The following is a 14,843-nucleotide window of genomic DNA, read 5'->3' on the forward strand; positions in this document are numbered from 1 at the left end:
CGCGGGCGCAGCCCTCGTCTTGTTGCCCGCCACCCTACCCCGGCTTATCCTCCTCCCCTAGCCCACCAGCCCCAGGACCGAGCCCAATGATCCACAGCGCGCAGCACGCCGCATCCTATTACGCCGCCAGCAGCGCGCCACACCCTGACTACTCCTTCCTGCAAGGCGAGCACAGCGCCGATGTATGTATCGTCGGCGGCGGCTACTCGGGCCTCAACACTGCCATCGAGCTGGCCGAACGCGGCTTATCGGTGATCCTGCTGGAGGCACGCAAACTTGGCTGGGGTGCCAGTGGGCGAAATGGCGGGCAACTGATCCGTGGCGTCGGCCACGGCCTGGAGCAGTTCCTCCCGGTGATTGGCGAGGACGGCGTGCGCAGCATGAAGCTGATGGGCCTGGAAGCCGTGCAGATCGTCCGCGAGCGCGTCGAGAAGCATGCCATCGCCTGCGACCTGACGTGGGGCTACTGCGACCTGGCCAACAAACCCGCCGAACTGCTGGGCTTTGCCGAAGACGCCGAGGAGCTGCGCAGCCTGGGCTATGCGCATGAGCTACGGCTGGTCGGCAAGGACGATATCCACAGCGTGGTCGGTGCCGACTGCTATGTGGGCGGGCTGATCGACATGGGTTCCGGCCATCTGCACCCGCTAAACCTGGCCCTGGGCGAAGCGGCCGTGGCCAGCCGCCTGGGCGTGAAGCTGTTCGAGCAGTCCGAAGTCACCCGCATCGACTACGGCCCCGAAGTGCAGGTGCATACCGCCCAGGGCCGGGTGCGCGCCAAGACCCTGGTACTGTGCTGCAACGCCTACCTCAACGGCCTCAACCGCGAGCTGGGCGGCAAGGTGCTCCCGGCCGGTAGCTACATCATCGCCACCGAGCCACTGGGCGAAGAACGCGCCCGCACATTGCTGCCGCAGAACATGGCGGTGTGCGACCAGCGCGTGGCGCTGGACTACTACCGCCTGTCCGCCGACCATCGCCTGCTGTTCGGCGGTGCCTGCCACTATTCAGGGCGCGACCCGAAAGACATCGCCGCCTACATGCGGCCGAAGATGCTCAAAGTGTTCCCGCAGTTGGCCGACGTGCGCATCGACTACCAGTGGGGCGGCATGATCGGCATTGGCGCCAACCGCTTGCCGCAGGTCGGTCGCCTGACCAGCCAGCCGAACGTGTATTACGCCCAGGCCTACTCGGGCCATGGCCTCAACGCCACCCACCTGGCCGCGCGCCTGTTGGGCGAGGCCATCAGTGGCCAGCAAAGCGGGCGCTTCGACCTGTTCGCCAAGGTGCCACATATCACCTTCCCTGGCGGCAAGCACCTGCGCTCGCCGCTGCTGGCGTTGGGGATGCTGTGGCACAGGCTCAAAGAGCTGGCCTGACAGCTGGCGCGGTCAGTGTAGGAGCGGCCTTGCGTCGCGAAAGGGGTGCGAAGCGCCCCCAGGTTTCCAGCTTCGCCACAGATATCGCTGGGGCCGCTTTGCGGCCCTTTCGCGACGCAAGGCCGCTCCTACAGGGACCGCGCAGCGTCACATTGGTCAGTCCTTCCAGAAGGGTTTGCGCCCTTCTGTACGGGCCTGCTCCCAGCTCAGCCCGACATCGCGCAACTCGTCATCGGTCAGTTGCAGCAGCGCCCTGCGGGTATGCCAGCGATGCAGCATCAGCCCCAAACGCCCGAGTCCTTGCGGCGCGTTGAACACCTTGGCCTGCTGCCCGGTTTCCAGTTCCTTGGCCAACAGTTGCAAGCGCACATCGCTCATGCCACCCATCACCGCACCCTCCCGATCAGTTCATACCGTGGAGAAAGCATGCGCGTCGGCACCATCGACAATACAGATCCAATACAGCCTTATTATTCCCATACAGAATTGGCCATTGGCCGACTGAATGCTGTATTTTCACCCCAACTGTACCGGTCGCTATGCCAATGCAGCGCAGGAGTATGCCGTGACCCTTTACCTGAACCTCGCCGAACTACTCGGCGCCCGCATCGAGCAGGGCCTGTACCGCCCCGGCCAGCGCCTGCCGTCGGTACGAGCCCTGAGCGTGGAGCATGGGGTCAGCCTAAGCACCGTGCAGCAGGCCTATCGCATGCTCGAAGACAGCGGCATGGTCTCGCCACGGCCCAAGTCCGGCTACTTCGTCAGTGACCACCGCCACCTGCCGGCCCTGCCTGCCGTCAGCCGCCCGGCCCAGCGCCCGGTGGATATTTCACAGTGGGAGCAGGTGCTGGAGCTGATACGCAGCACCCCGCGCAAGGACGTGATCCAGCTTGGTCGTGGCATGCCCGACATCGACAGCCCCACCCTGAAGCCGCTGCTGCGCAGCCTCGCCCAGCTGAGCCGGCGCCAGGACATGCCTGGCCTGTACTACGACAACATCCATGGCAACCTGGCCCTGCGCGAACAGGTGGCCCGGCTGGTGCTCGACTCCGGCTGCCGCCTGGGTGCTGCCGACCTGGTGATCACCACCGGCTGCCATGAGGCGTTGTCCTGCAGCATCCGAGCGGTTTGCGAGCCTGGCGACATCGTTGCGGTCGACTCGCCGAGCTTCCACGGCGCCATGCAAACCCTCAAGGGCCTGGGCATGAAAGCGCTGGAAATCCCCACTGACCCGGTCACCGGCATCAGCCTGGAAGCGCTGGAGCTAGCTCTGGAGCAGTGGCCGATCAAACTCATCCAGATCACCCCCAGCTGCAACAACCCGCTGGGTTACATCATGCCCGAGGCGCGCAAGAAGGCCCTGCTGAGCCTGGCTCAACGCTATGACGTGGCGATTCTGGAAGACGATGTGTACGGCGACCTGGCCTACACCTACCCGCGCCCGCGCACCCTCAAGTCGTTCGACGACGATGGCCGCGTGCTGCTCTGCAGCTCGTTCTCCAAGACCCTCGCCCCCGGCCTGCGGGTCGGCTGGGTGGCGCCCGGGCGCTACCTGGAGCGCGTGCTGCACATGAAGTACATCAGCACTGGCAGCAGCGCCAGCCAGCCGCAACTGGCCATCGCCGACTTCATCGCCGGCGGGCACTACCAGCCCCACGTGCGGCGCATGCGCAGCCAGTACCAGCGTGGCCGCGACCTGATGAGCGACTGGGTAACCCGTTACTTCCCGCCAGGCACCCGGGTCAGCCGGCCCCAGGGCGGCTTCATGCTGTGGGTGGAATTACCCGAACATTTCGATACGCTGCGGCTAAACCGCGCTTTACTGGAGCAGGGCGTGCAGGTTGCCGTAGGCAGCATCTTCTCGGCCTCGGGCAAGTTCCGCCACTGCCTGCGCATGAACTTCGCCGCGCGGCCGACGCCGCAGATCGAAGCCGCCGTGCGCAAGGTAGGTGAAACCGCCCTTCGTCTACTGGATGAAGAAAGCGCTGACGCGTAACTTTGCGCCGCCCGCCACGGTCCAACCCCTAAAGCCCTTGCTGCACAGGACGATCCACCCTTGAGACTCCAGCGAGCCTTGCCTCTGCTGCTGGTGCTGTCGCTCGGCCTTGCCGGCTGCGCCAGCGTCAGTGCGCCCCGCGAAACCAGCCAGGCGCTGCCCGCCAACGACTCGGCATTCGGCCGTTCGGTGCTGCGCCAGGCCGCGCCATACGGCGGCCGCTCGGGCTTTCGCCTGCTGCCCAACAGCAACGAGGCATTCCGCGCCCGTGCCGAGCTGATCCGCAACGCCCAGGCGAGCATCGACCTGCAGTACTACATTGTCCACGACGGCCTCAGCACCCGCGCCCTGGTGCATGAGCTGCTGCGCGCCGCCGACCGTGGCGTGCGCGTGCGCATCCTGCTGGACGACACCACCAGCGATGGCCTGGACACCATCATGGGCACCCTCGATGCCCACCCGAACATCCAGATTCGTGTGTTCAACCCGCTGCACCTGGGCCGCAGCACCGGTTTTACGCGCGCTGCCGGCCGGCTGTTCAACCTGTCGCGCCAGCACCGGCGCATGCACAACAAGCTGTTCCTGGTGGACAACAGCATGGCCATCGTCGGCGGGCGCAACCTGGGCGACGAGTATTTCGATGCCGAGCCCAACCTCAACTTCACCGACATCGACTTGCTAGGTGTGGGCCCGGTGGCCGAGCAGCTGGGGCACAGCTTCGACCAGTACTGGAACAGCGCCCTTAGCCGGCCGATCACCGACTTCCTCTGGTATGACCCGGATGCCAACGACCTGCGTGCCAGCCGCCACCGCTTGGAAGTGTCGCTGGCCGAAGCCAGAACCCGGCGCAAGGCCCTGTACGATCGCTTGATGGCCTACCAGTCGCAGCCGCGCCTGGACGTCTGGCGCAATGAGCTCATCTGGGCCCACGCCCAGGCGCTATGGGATGCGCCAAGCAAGGTGCTGGCCGACGACGAACCAGACCCGCAACTGCTGCTGAGCCAGCAACTGGCGCCGGACCTGGCCAGCGTGCACCGCGAGCTGATCCTGATGTCGGCCTACTTCGTACCGGGCGAACCGGGCCTGCTGTACCTGACCGGCCGCGCCGACGCCGGCGCCTCGGTGAAGCTGCTGACCAATTCGCTGGAGGCAACCGATGTGCCGGCGGTGCATGGCGGTTATGCGCCCTATCGCCGTGCCTTGCTCGAGCATGGCGTGCAACTGTTCGAACTGCGCCGCCAGCCGGGCGACCCCAGCGCGAGACGGCTGAGCTTGCGTGGCAGTTCAGATTCAAGCTTGCACACCAAGGCAATCGTGTTCGACCGGCGCAAGACGTTCATCGGCTCGTTCAACTTCGACCCACGTTCAGTGCTGTGGAACACTGAAGTTGGGGTACTGGTGGACAGCCCGGAGCTGGCTGAATACACCCGCGAGCTGGCCCAACAGGGTATGGCGCCTGCGTTGAGCTACCAGGTGAAGCTGGTAGGCGACAAGCTGGTGTGGGCAACCGAGGACCATGGCCAGCGGCATATGCTGACCTCTGAGCCAGGGGGGATCTGGCGGCGGTTCAATGCCTGGGTCAGCAAGGCGGTTGGCTTGGAGAAGATGCTGTAGCCGCAAATGCGGGGGGCCGCCTTGCGGCCCCAAAATCCATCAGGCAGACACTGCCTCGAAAGCCCCGCGCCGCTGGGTCAACACCACCAGCCCGGCAGCCCCTGCTGCCATCAGGAACAACAACGCATGCCCGCTGACCCACTGGCTCCCCGCCCCCGCCAGCAAAGGCCCGAGCAAGCAGCCAATACCCCACAACTGCGCAACATGGGCATTCGCCCGCACCAGTTCATCATCCCGGTAGCGCTCGCCAATCAGCACCAGCGACAGGGTAAACAGGCCACCAGCACTGGCGCCGAACAACACCCACAATGGCCAGATCACCGGCGTATGCAACAGCAGCGGAATCGCCAGGCTAGAAACCAGCAACGTCACTGCACAGCCTGTAAACAGCGTACGGCGCGACATATGGTCAGCCAGCGCGCCAATAGGCAACTGCAACACTGCATCCCCCACCACCACGGTACTGACCATGAACAGGGCGATTTCGGTGCTGAAGCCCTGCTGCAGGCAATACACCGGCAGCAAGGTGAGGATCATCGCCTCGAACGAAGCGAACAGGGCAATGGCCCAGGCGATTACCGGCAAACGCCGGCAGAAGGCGAACAGGTCGCGGAAGGTGACACTGCAGGCTTCGGTGCTCGGCGCACCGCCACGCCCCAGCAGCACCAGCGGCGCGGCCAGCAACAGGCCGGTCGCGGCCCAGAAACCGAAGTCGTCATCAGAGCCGAGAAAGCCCAGCACCAACGGCCCGGCCAGCTGGCTCAGGGCGTAGCTGCTGCCATACAGCGCCACCAACCGGCCACGCCACTGCTCGACCACCAATTGGTTGATCCAGCTTTCGCCGAGGATGAACACCACGGTCAGGGACATGCCGATCATCAGCCGCAGCAGCAGCCACAGCGGGTAACTGGGCAACAGTGCGAGCAGGCCGATCGACAGCGCCCCACCCCACAGGCACAGGCGCATCGCCGAAGGCACGCCCACCCAGCCTGCCAGGCGGCTGGCCAGGCTGGCACCTGCCAATACCCCCAGCGCCGGCATCGCCGCCATCACGCCGATGGCAAAGCTGCCGTAGCCCCAGGCCTCCAGGCGCAGGGACACCAGCGGCATGCTCACGCCGAGCGCCAGCCCGACGCTGAGCACCGATGCCAGTACGGCGAAATAGGTACCCCAACGCATTGCAGCCTCCCAGCAGAATTCTTGAACAGCAAAAACGACGAAGCCGGGGCAGCGTAAGCCGACCCGGCTATGGCTGGGGCTGCTGTGCAGCCCCCTTCACTGGATTACAGCTTGATCCAGGTCGCCTTCAGCTCGGTGTATTTCTCCAGCGCATGCAGCGACTTGTCACGACCGTTGCCCGACTGTTTGAAGCCACCAAACGGCGCGGTCATGTCGCCGCCGTCGTACTGGTTGACCCAGACGCTGCCAGCGCGCACGGCACGGGCGGTCTTGTGGGCCTTGGAAATGTCCGAGGTCCAGATACCAGCCGCCAGGCCATACGGCGTGTCGTTGGCAATGGCGATGGCTTCTTCGGCGGTGTCGAAGGCGATCACCGACAGCACAGGGCCAAAGATTTCTTCCTGGGCAATGCGCATGGCGTTGGTCACGCCGTCGAAGATGGTCGGCTCGACGTAGGTGCCGCCAGTCTCTTCCAGGGTGCGCTTGCCGCCGGCCAGCAGCTTGGCGCCGTCCTGGTGGCCAGCCTCGATGTACGACAGCACGGTGTTCATCTGCTGGGTGTCGACCAGGGCACCGACCGTGGTCTGTGGGTCCAGCGGGTTGCCTGGCTTCCAGCCTTTGAGGGCCTCGACCACCATCGGCAGGAATTTGTCCTTGATCGAACGCTCGACCAGCAGACGCGAGCCTGCGGTGCACACTTCGCCCTGGTTGAAGGCGATGGCGCTGGCAGCGGCCTCAGCGGCAGCTTGCAGGTCCGGCGCATCGGCGAAGACGATGTTCGGGCTCTTGCCGCCGGCTTCCAGCCAGATGCGCTTCATGTTCGATTCACCCGCGTAAACCATCAACTGCTTGGCGATCTTGGTGGAACCGGTGAACACCAGGGTGTCGACGTCCATGTGCAGGGCCAAAGCCTTGCCCACGGTGTGGCCGTAACCTGGCAGCACGTTCAGCACACCAGCCGGGATGCCGGCTTCGATGGCCAGCTGGGCGATGCGAATGGCCGTCAGCGGCGATTTTTCGGACGGCTTGAGCACCACCGAGTTACCGGTGGCCAGCGCAGGGCCGAGTTTCCAGCAAGCCATCAGCAGCGGGAAGTTCCACGGCACGATGGCACCCACCACGCCCACCGGTTCGCGGGTAACCAGGCCAAGCTGGTCGTGCGGGGTCGGGGCGACTTCGTCGTAGACCTTGTCGATGGCTTCGGCAGTCCAGTGGATGGCTTGGGCCGCACCTGGGATGTCGATGCTGGAGGAGTCGCCGATCGGCTTGCCCATGTCCAGGGTTTCCAGCAGCGCCAGCTCTTCGACGTTCTTGCGCAGCAGGTCGGCGAAGCGAATCAGCTTGGCCTTGCGCTTGGCCGGGGCCAGTTGCGACCAGACGCCGGAGTTGAAGGTGGCACGGGCGTTTTCCACAGCGCGATTGGCATCGGCCAGGTCGCAGCTGGCAACCTTGGCCAGGAAGCGTCCGTCGACCGGGCTCAGGCACTCGAAGGTTTCACCGGATGCGGCATCGGTGTATTCGCCGTTGATGAAGGCACGGCCTTCGATCTTCAGTTGCTGGGCACGTTGTTCCCAGTCCGCACGGGTCAGGGTGGTCATACGAAACTCCTCCTCTTGTTTAGGTGCAACGCCGCACTGAGGACTCACAGGCGTTGTCAGAATTCTGGCCGGGCGACGAGCGCACACTGGCTAGCGATACCCTAAACCAGCCGGTGTAAACTATCAATATATTTGACACGGAAGGCCCAAATGCCTACTGATGTTCATTTTATTAAACAACAACAGGAGCCGCACCATGCGCATAGACAGCATCATCGACTTCGCCCAGGTCATCACAGAGGCCGAACGCTACCGCCCAGCGGCGGAAAAAATCCTCAAGGGTGAGCCAGACCAGGCGGTCTACAACCACTATTCCAGCCCGTGCGGGCAGTTTGCCGCTGGCGTGTGGGAGGGTGAGGTGGGCCAGTGGACGGTGAACTACACCGAGCATGAATACTGCGAGATCGTCCAGGGCGTTTCGGTGCTGCGCGACCAGGAGGGCGGAGCGAAAACCCTGCGTGCCGGCGATCGGTTTGTCATCCCCGCCGGGTTCAAGGGCACCTGGGAGGTGCTTGAGCCGTGCCGCAAGATCTATGTGATGTTCGAGCAGAAATGACCTGAGGCCAACGCAGGCATAAAAAAACCCGCGTCCTTTCGGATGCGGGTTTTTTCAGGTTGCCGATCAATTACTTGATCTTGGCTTCCTTGTACACCACGTGCTTGCGAACAACCGGATCATATTTCTTGATCTCGATTTTGTCCGGAGTGGTGCGCTTGTTCTTGTCGGTGGTGTAGAAGTGGCCGGTGCCGGCACTCGAAACCAGACGGATCAATTCACGCATGATGTTCTCCCTTAAACCTTGGCGCCAGCTTTACGGATGTCAACCAGAACGGCGTCGATGCCGCGCTTGTCGATGATACGCATGCCCTTGGCGGAAACGCGCAGACGCACGAAACGCTTCTCGGATTCAACCCAGAAACGGTGGTGCTGCAGGTTCGGCAGGAAACGACGACGGGTTTTGTTGTTTGCGTGGGAAATGTTGTTCCCGGTTACTGGACCCTTACCAGTAACTTGACAGACTCTCGACATGACTCAGCCCTCTAAAACCACATGCCCAACCCGGCATGGGTTGGCCGCTTAATCTCTCAGTCTTTGGCGCCTGGGCGCCGTGATTCTGGAGGTCTTATCGACCGGATCCGCTTATGCGACAGGCCGAGCCCCTAGAAAAGAGCGCTGCTTTATACCAGAAAGACTTGGCTGCAACAACAGGAGATGCACATTGCCGCACGCCAGAACGCGCCGGGCCAGCATAGCGGCAGGCCCCGCCAGCCGTCGACCACTCGTCGCCAGATTTGTAAAAAAGGGTGTGGTCATTTGCCGGCAGGCGCACTAGGGTAAGCCTTTTCCAGACTGCACTGGCAGATGGGCCACCGACAGCCAAGGAGCCACCATGCGTGCTGCCGCCCTTTCCTTATTGTTCAACTCTCTGTTCGCCGCCGGCGCTCTGTTCGCTGCCGGCGCAGCTCAGGCCGCGCCGCTGAGCGTTTGCAGCGAAGCCAGCCCCGAAGGCTTCGACGTGGTGCAGTACAACTCGCTGACCACGACCAACGCCACGGCTGACGTGCTGATGAACCGCCTGGTGGAGTTCGACGCGGCGCAAGGCAAGGTGGTGCCAAGCCTGGCGGCCAGTTGGACAGTATCGGCCGACGGCCTGGTGTATGACTTCACCCTGCGCGACGGCGTGAAGTTCCACAGCACCGCCTACTTCAAGCCAAGCCGCGAGCTGAACGCCGACGATGTGTTGTTCAGCTTCCAGCGCATGCTCTACCCGGCACATGCGTGGCACAAGACGGCACCGGGCGGCTACCCGCATGCTCAGTCGCTGCAGTTGGGCAGCCTGATCAAGGCGATCGAGGCACCTGCACCGAACGCCGTGCGCTTCACCCTCAGCCACCCGGACGCTACCTTCCTGGCCACCCTGAGCATGGGCTTCGCCTCGATCTACTCCGCCGAGTATGCCGACAAGCTGCTCAAGGCCGGTACGCCCGAGAAGCTCAACAGCCAGCCGATCGGCACCGGGCCGTTCGTATTCCAGCGCTTCCAGAAGGACGCCGTGGTGCGCTACCGCGCCAACCCGGACTACTTCGCCGGCAAGCCGGCGGTCGACCCGCTGATCTTCGCCATTACCACCGATGCCAATGTGCGCCTGCAGAAGCTCAAGCGGGGCGAGTGCCAGGTTGCCTTGTCGCCCAAGCCGCTGGACATTGCCGAAGCAGGCAAGGACGGCAACCTCAAGGTAGCCACTACCCCGGCGTTCATGACCGCCTTCGTCGCCATCAACAGCCAGCACCCGCCGCTGGACAAGCCGGAAGTGCGCCAGGCCATCAACCTGGCCTTCGACAAGCAGGCTTACCTCAAGGCGGTGTTCGAAGACTCCGCAGTGGCCGCCAACGGCCCCTACCCGCCCAACACCTGGAGCTACGCCAAGGACCTGCCCGGCTACCCGCTGGACCTGAAGAAAGCCAAGGCGCTGCTGGCCAAGGCCGGCTTGGCCGAAGGCTTCAGCACCACCATCTGGACCCGCCCGTCGGGTAGCCTGCTCAACCCCAACCCCAGCCTTGGTGCACAGATGCTGCAGGCCGACCTGGCCAAGATCGGCATCAAGGCCGAGATCCGCGTGATCGAATGGGGTGAACTGATCCGCCGTGCCAAGGCGGGCGAGCATGACTTGCTGTTCATGGGCTGGGCAGGCGACAACGGCGACCCGGACAACTTCCTCAGCCCGCAGTTTTCCTGTGCGGCGGTCGAGTCGGGCACCAACTTTGCCCGTTTCTGCGACAACCGCCTGGACCAGCTGATCAGCGCCGGGCGCACCACCAACGACCAGAGTGTGCGCAGCCGGCTTTACCAGCAGGCGCAGACGCTGATTCAGCAGCAGGCGCTGTGGGTGCCGTTGGCGCACCCGACGGCAGCGACCTTGCTGCGCCAAGAGGTCGAGGGCTACCAGGTGAGCCCGTTCGGGCGGCTGGATTTCAGCAAGGTGTCAGTCACAAAATAAGCCTGTTAGGGCCTCTTCGCGGGCAAGCCCGCGAAGAGGCAGGCATAGGCAGCACAAAGGCCTAAGCCACGATCCACCCCTGCTCGACCATCGACAACGGCTCCCCATCACCGATGATGATGTGATCCAGCACCCGCACATCGATCAACGCCAGCCCGCGCTTCAACGACAGGGTCAAATGCACATCGTCCTGGCTCGGCTGACTGTTGCCGGAGGGGTGGTTATGGCACAGGATCAACGCTGCCGCGTTATGCAGCAGTGCCCGTCGCACCACCTCTCGCGGGTATACACTCGCCCGGTCTATCGTGCCCCTGAACAGAATTTCAAAAGCCAATGGCCGGTGCTTGGTGTCCAGGAACAGGCATCCGAACACTTCGCTGGCCTCATGTCGCAGCATGGCCTTGAGATAACGCCGCACAGCCGATGGACCATCCAGAGCCTCTGCCCGCTTGATGTTTTCACCCAGATAACGCCGACCAATCTCAAGAAGTGCCTGTAGCTGTGCATACTTCACGGTCCCAATGCCCGGCTCGCGCAGCACCGCTTCGCGATCAGCCTCCAGAAACGGCCTGAGCCCGCCAAAACGCACCAGCAATGCCCGCGCAAGATCCAGCACATTGCGCCCGGCAACGCCAGAGCCCAGCAACACGGCAAGCAATTCGGCGTCCGTCAACACCACCGCCCCTCGCTGCAACAACTTCTCCCTAGGCCGTTCTTCCGCCGGCCACTCCCTGATATTCATCCCCGCCCCCTGCCCTTGCTGCGGCCCATTTCGACCCTGTGTTAATCTATTTCGCCTCGTACATGCGACGTACTGCCGCAGGCAATTTCAAACGTCGCCGCCCGCTCTCACTGGAAAAAGGCAAGCCTATGCAGCGGCTGTATCGCAAGCGCATCGTTCTCGGCGTGGGTGGCGGCATTGCCGCCTACAAAAGCGCCGAGCTGATTCGCCGTCTCCTGGAGCACGGCGCGCAAGTGCGCGTCGTCATGACCCGTGGTGGGGCCGAGTTCATCACCCCGCTGACCCTGCAGGCGCTGTCGGGCCACCCGGTGCACATGGACCTGCTGGACCCGGCCGCCGAAGCGGCCATGGGCCATATCGAACTGGCCAAGTGGGCCGACCTGGTGCTGATCGCCCCGGCCACGGCCGACCTCATGGCGCGCATGGCCCAAGGCATGGCTGACGACCTGCTGACCACCCTGGTGCTGGCCACCGACGCCACCGTCGCCGTCGCCCCGGCCATGAACCAGGCCATGTGGCGCGACCCGGCTACACAAGCCAACCTTGAGCTGCTCAAGAACCGTGGCATCAAGGTGTTCGGCCCGGCCTCCGGCAGCCAGGCGTGTGGTGACGTGGGGCTTGGCCGCATGCTCGAAGCCACCGACCTTGCCTGGTGCGCCGCAGAAAGCTTCAAGCGCCAGGCACTGACGGGCAAGCACGTGCTGATCACCGCCGGCCCGACCCAGGAAAACATCGACCCGGTGCGCTACATCACCAATCATAGCTCCGGCAAGATGGGCTTCGCCCTGGCCGAAGCGGCTGCCGAAGCCGGGGCTCGGGTTACCCTCGTCACCGGCCCTGTGCACCTGCCAACCCCCGACCGGGTCAGCCGCATCGACGTGGTCAGCGCGCGGGACATGCTCGCGGCCTGTGAAGCGGCCATACCGTGCGACCTGTTCATCGCCTCGGCGGCGGTCGCGGACTACCGTCCTGAAGTGGTTGCCACACAGAAACTCAAGAAAGATCCTACGACCGGCGACGGCATGCTGCTGCAGATGGTGCGCAATCCCGATATCCTTGCCACCCTTGCTGGCCGCGCCGACCGCCCGTTCAGTGTCGGCTTCGCCGCCGAAACCGAGCACTTGCTCGATTACGCCACGCGCAAGCTCAAGGACAAGAACCTCGACCTGATCGTCGCCAATGATGTGGCCAACCCCAGCATCGGCTTCAACAGCGAAGAAAACGCCTTGACCGTGATCGACCGCCAGCAGCACCAGACTCTCTTCGCGCAGACCAGCAAGGGCAAGATCGCCCGGCAACTGGTCGCCTTCATCGCCGAACGGCTCAACCAGGTTCAATAAGTTACATGCACGCTCTTCAAGCCAAGATCCTCGACCCACGCCTGGGCAGCGAATTCCCGCTGCCGACTTACGCAACCCCCGGCTCCGCCGGCCTGGACCTGCGCGCCCTGCTCAAGGAAGACACCGTCCTCGAGCCAGGCCAGACCCTGCTGATTCCGACCGGCCTGTCGATCTATATCGGCGACCCAGGCCTGGCGGCAGTCATCCTGCCGCGCTCGGGCCTGGGCCATAAGCACGGCATCGTGCTGGGCAACCTGGTCGGCCTGATCGACTCGGACTACCAGGGCGAGCTGATGGTTTCGTGCTGGAACCGCGGCAACACGCCGTTCACCATCGCAGTTGGCGAACGTATCGCCCAGCTGGTGCTGGTACCGGTGGTGCAGGCCCATTTCGACATCGTCGAAGCATTCGATGAAAGCCAGCGTGGCGCTGGCGGCTTTGGTCATTCCGGCAGCCACTGAGCCGGCAAATGACCGTTCAGGCCAAGGATGGCGAACTCTCTGGCGAAAGCACCGTCCAAGCGTTCAGTTTGCGCCTGCCCAGAAAGCCTTTGATTATTGGAGCTTCCAGAGATGAACGACATGGCCCACCTGGTCCCCGCCGCACTACCAGACAGCATTTTCCGCGCGTATGACATTCGCGGCGTGGTCGGCAAAACCCTTCATGCCGATACCGCCTACTGGATCGGCCGCGCCATCGGTGCACAGAGCCTGGCACAAGGCGAGCCACAGGTTTCGGTAGGCCGCGATGGCCGCCTGTCGGGCCCGATGCTGGTCGAACAGCTGATCAAAGGCCTGGTCGATGCCGGTTGCCAGGTCAGCGACGTTGGCCTGGTACCCACCCCGGCGCTGTACTACGCGGCCAATGTGCTGGCAGGCAAGTCCGGCGTGATGCTGACCGGCAGCCACAACCCGTCGGACTACAACGGTTTCAAGATCGTCATTGCCGGCGACACCCTGGCCAACGAGCAGATCCAGGCCCTGCTGACCCGCCTGAAAACCAACGACCTGACCCTGGCCCAAGGCCGCGTGGAAAAGGTCGAGATCCTTGACCGCTACTTCCAGCAGATCGTCGGCGACGTAAAGCTGGCGAAAAAGCTCAAGGTGGTGGTGGACTGCGGCAACGGCGCCGCCGGCGTGATCGCACCGCAGCTGATCGAAGCCCTGGGCTGCGAAGTGATCCCGCTGTTCTGCGAGGTCGACGGCAACTTCCCCAACCACCACCCAGACCCAGGCAAGCCGGAAAACCTCGAAGACCTGATCGCCAAGGTCAAGGAAACCGGCGCTGACATCGGCCTGGCCTTCGACGGTGACGGCGACCGCGTCGGCGTGGTGACCAACACGGGCAGCATCGTCTACCCCGACCGCCTGCTGATGCTGTTTGCCCAGGATGTACTGGCGCGCAACCCCGGTGCCGAGATTATCTTCGACGTCAAATGCACCCGTCGCCTGACCCCGCTGATCGAGCAACACGGCGGCCGCGCGCTGATGTGGAAGACCGGCCATTCGTTGATCAAGAAGAAGATGAAACAGACCGGTTCGCTGCTGGCCGGCGAAATGAGCGGTCACATCTTCATCAAGGAACGCTGGTACGGTTTTGACGACGGCATCTACAGCGCCGCGCGCCTGCTGGAGATCCTCAGCAAGGCCGGGCAGAGCGCCGAAAACCTGTTTGCCGCCTTCCCGAACGATATTTCCACGCCGGAAATCAATATTGATGTGACCGACGAGGGTAAATTCAGCATCATTGATGCACTGCAACGCGACGCCGACTGGGGCGAAGCCAGCCTGACTACCATCGACGGTGTGCGGGTGGACTACACCCACGGCTGGGGCCTGGTTCGCGCCTCCAACACCACCCCGGTGCTGGTGCTGCGCTTCGAGGCCGACAGCGACGCCGAATTGCAACGTATCAAGGATGTATTCCGTACCCAGTTGCTGCGGGTTGAGCCTGAGCTGCAACTGCCGTTCTGACCGACTATCTGTTCCTTACAGGA

Annotated in this window: 13 protein-coding genes and 1 pseudogene; 8 read left to right on the forward strand and 6 right to left on the reverse strand. The window is 63.6% G+C overall.

Annotation, left to right across the window (positions count from 1 at the left end; all coding sequences use genetic code 11):
• Positions 1-86: 86 nt before the first annotated feature.
• Positions 87-1,379: an NAD(P)/FAD-dependent oxidoreductase gene (locus APH35_RS16685; protein ID WP_060515122.1), complete on the forward strand. Its 1,293-nt coding sequence runs from the start codon at positions 87-89 to the stop codon at positions 1,377-1,379.
• A gap of 156 nt (positions 1,380-1,535) precedes the next feature.
• Here the strand turns inward: APH35_RS16685 and APH35_RS16690 are convergent, their stop codons facing one another.
• Entirely contained in the window at positions 1,536-1,766 is a 231-nt protein-coding gene (locus APH35_RS16690; protein WP_060515123.1) for a DUF1127 domain-containing protein, read from the reverse strand.
• Positions 1,767-1,944: 178 nt separating this feature from the next.
• On the opposite strand from APH35_RS16690, the gene APH35_RS16695 reads away from it, so the two are divergent.
• Both APH35_RS16695 and APH35_RS16700 read left to right on the forward strand, forming a co-directional pair.
• Positions 1,945-3,375: an aminotransferase-like domain-containing protein gene (locus tag APH35_RS16695; RefSeq protein WP_171577243.1), complete on the forward strand. Its 1,431-nt coding sequence runs from the start codon at positions 1,945-1,947 to the stop codon at positions 3,373-3,375.
• A 60-nt stretch (positions 3,376-3,435) separates the two neighbouring features.
• Entirely contained in the window at positions 3,436-4,989 is a 1,554-nt protein-coding gene (locus APH35_RS16700; protein WP_060515124.1) for a phospholipase D family protein, read from the forward strand.
• Positions 4,990-5,028: 39 nt separating this feature from the next.
• Here the strand turns inward: APH35_RS16700 and APH35_RS16705 are convergent, their stop codons facing one another.
• On the reverse strand, positions 5,029-6,168 hold the full coding sequence (locus tag APH35_RS16705; protein ID WP_012274816.1) for an MFS transporter: 1,140 nt from the start codon (positions 6,166-6,168) through the stop codon (positions 5,029-5,031).
• Positions 6,169-6,272: 104 nt separating this feature from the next.
• A complete protein-coding gene (locus tag APH35_RS16710; protein ID WP_012274817.1) occupies positions 6,273-7,766 on the reverse strand; it encodes an aldehyde dehydrogenase in 1,494 nt (497 codons plus the stop codon).
• Positions 7,767-7,962: 196 nt separating this feature from the next.
• Between APH35_RS16710 and APH35_RS16715 the strand changes: the two genes are divergently transcribed.
• A complete protein-coding gene (locus APH35_RS16715; RefSeq protein ID WP_060494039.1) occupies positions 7,963-8,322 on the forward strand; it encodes a cupin domain-containing protein in 360 nt (119 codons plus the stop codon).
• 70 nt (positions 8,323-8,392) lie between these two features.
• Here APH35_RS16715 and rpmG read toward each other — a convergent pair whose 3' ends face one another.
• Together rpmG and rpmB are read right to left on the reverse strand one after the other, a co-directional pair.
• Complete coding sequence (gene rpmG, locus APH35_RS16720) at positions 8,393-8,548, reverse strand: 50S ribosomal protein L33 (protein WP_003253507.1); 156 nt, start codon at positions 8,546-8,548, stop codon at positions 8,393-8,395.
• Between the two features lie 11 nt (positions 8,549-8,559).
• Complete coding sequence (gene rpmB, locus APH35_RS16725) at positions 8,560-8,796, reverse strand: 50S ribosomal protein L28 (RefSeq protein WP_003253504.1); 237 nt, start codon at positions 8,794-8,796, stop codon at positions 8,560-8,562.
• A 361-nt stretch (positions 8,797-9,157) separates the two neighbouring features.
• On the opposite strand from rpmB, the gene APH35_RS16730 reads away from it, so the two are divergent.
• Positions 9,158-10,765, forward strand: coding sequence for an ABC transporter substrate-binding protein (locus APH35_RS16730; protein ID WP_060515125.1), 1,608 nt, complete (start codon positions 9,158-9,160; stop codon positions 10,763-10,765).
• A 61-nt stretch (positions 10,766-10,826) separates the two neighbouring features.
• Here APH35_RS16730 and radC read toward each other — a convergent pair whose 3' ends face one another.
• Entirely contained in the window at positions 10,827-11,507 is a 681-nt protein-coding gene (gene radC / locus APH35_RS16735; RefSeq protein ID WP_060494037.1) for a RadC family protein, read from the reverse strand.
• Positions 11,508-11,635: 128 nt separating this feature from the next.
• On the opposite strand from radC, the gene coaBC reads away from it, so the two are divergent.
• The 3 genes and pseudogenes from coaBC to APH35_RS16750 all read left to right on the forward strand — a co-directional run.
• Positions 11,636-12,847 carry a bifunctional phosphopantothenoylcysteine decarboxylase/phosphopantothenate--cysteine ligase CoaBC gene (gene coaBC / locus APH35_RS16740; protein ID WP_060515126.1) on the forward strand — a complete coding sequence of 404 codons (1,212 nt, stop codon included), beginning with the start codon at positions 11,636-11,638 and terminating at the stop codon, positions 12,845-12,847.
• A gap of 5 nt (positions 12,848-12,852) precedes the next feature.
• The gene (gene dut, locus APH35_RS16745) at positions 12,853-13,308 is read left to right on the forward strand and encodes a dUTP diphosphatase (RefSeq protein ID WP_016712700.1); all 456 of its coding nucleotides are present in this window, start codon (positions 12,853-12,855) and stop codon (positions 13,306-13,308) included.
• A gap of 144 nt (positions 13,309-13,452) precedes the next feature.
• Positions 13,453-14,820: pseudogene (locus APH35_RS16750) on the forward strand (phosphomannomutase/phosphoglucomutase); the annotation flags it as partial.
• Positions 14,821-14,843: the final 23 nt, after the last annotated feature.

This window comes from Pseudomonas sp. NBRC 111132, assembly GCF_001320565.1.
In the GTDB taxonomy this organism is placed as follows: Bacteria; Pseudomonadota; Gammaproteobacteria; order Pseudomonadales; family Pseudomonadaceae; genus Aquipseudomonas; species Aquipseudomonas putida_P.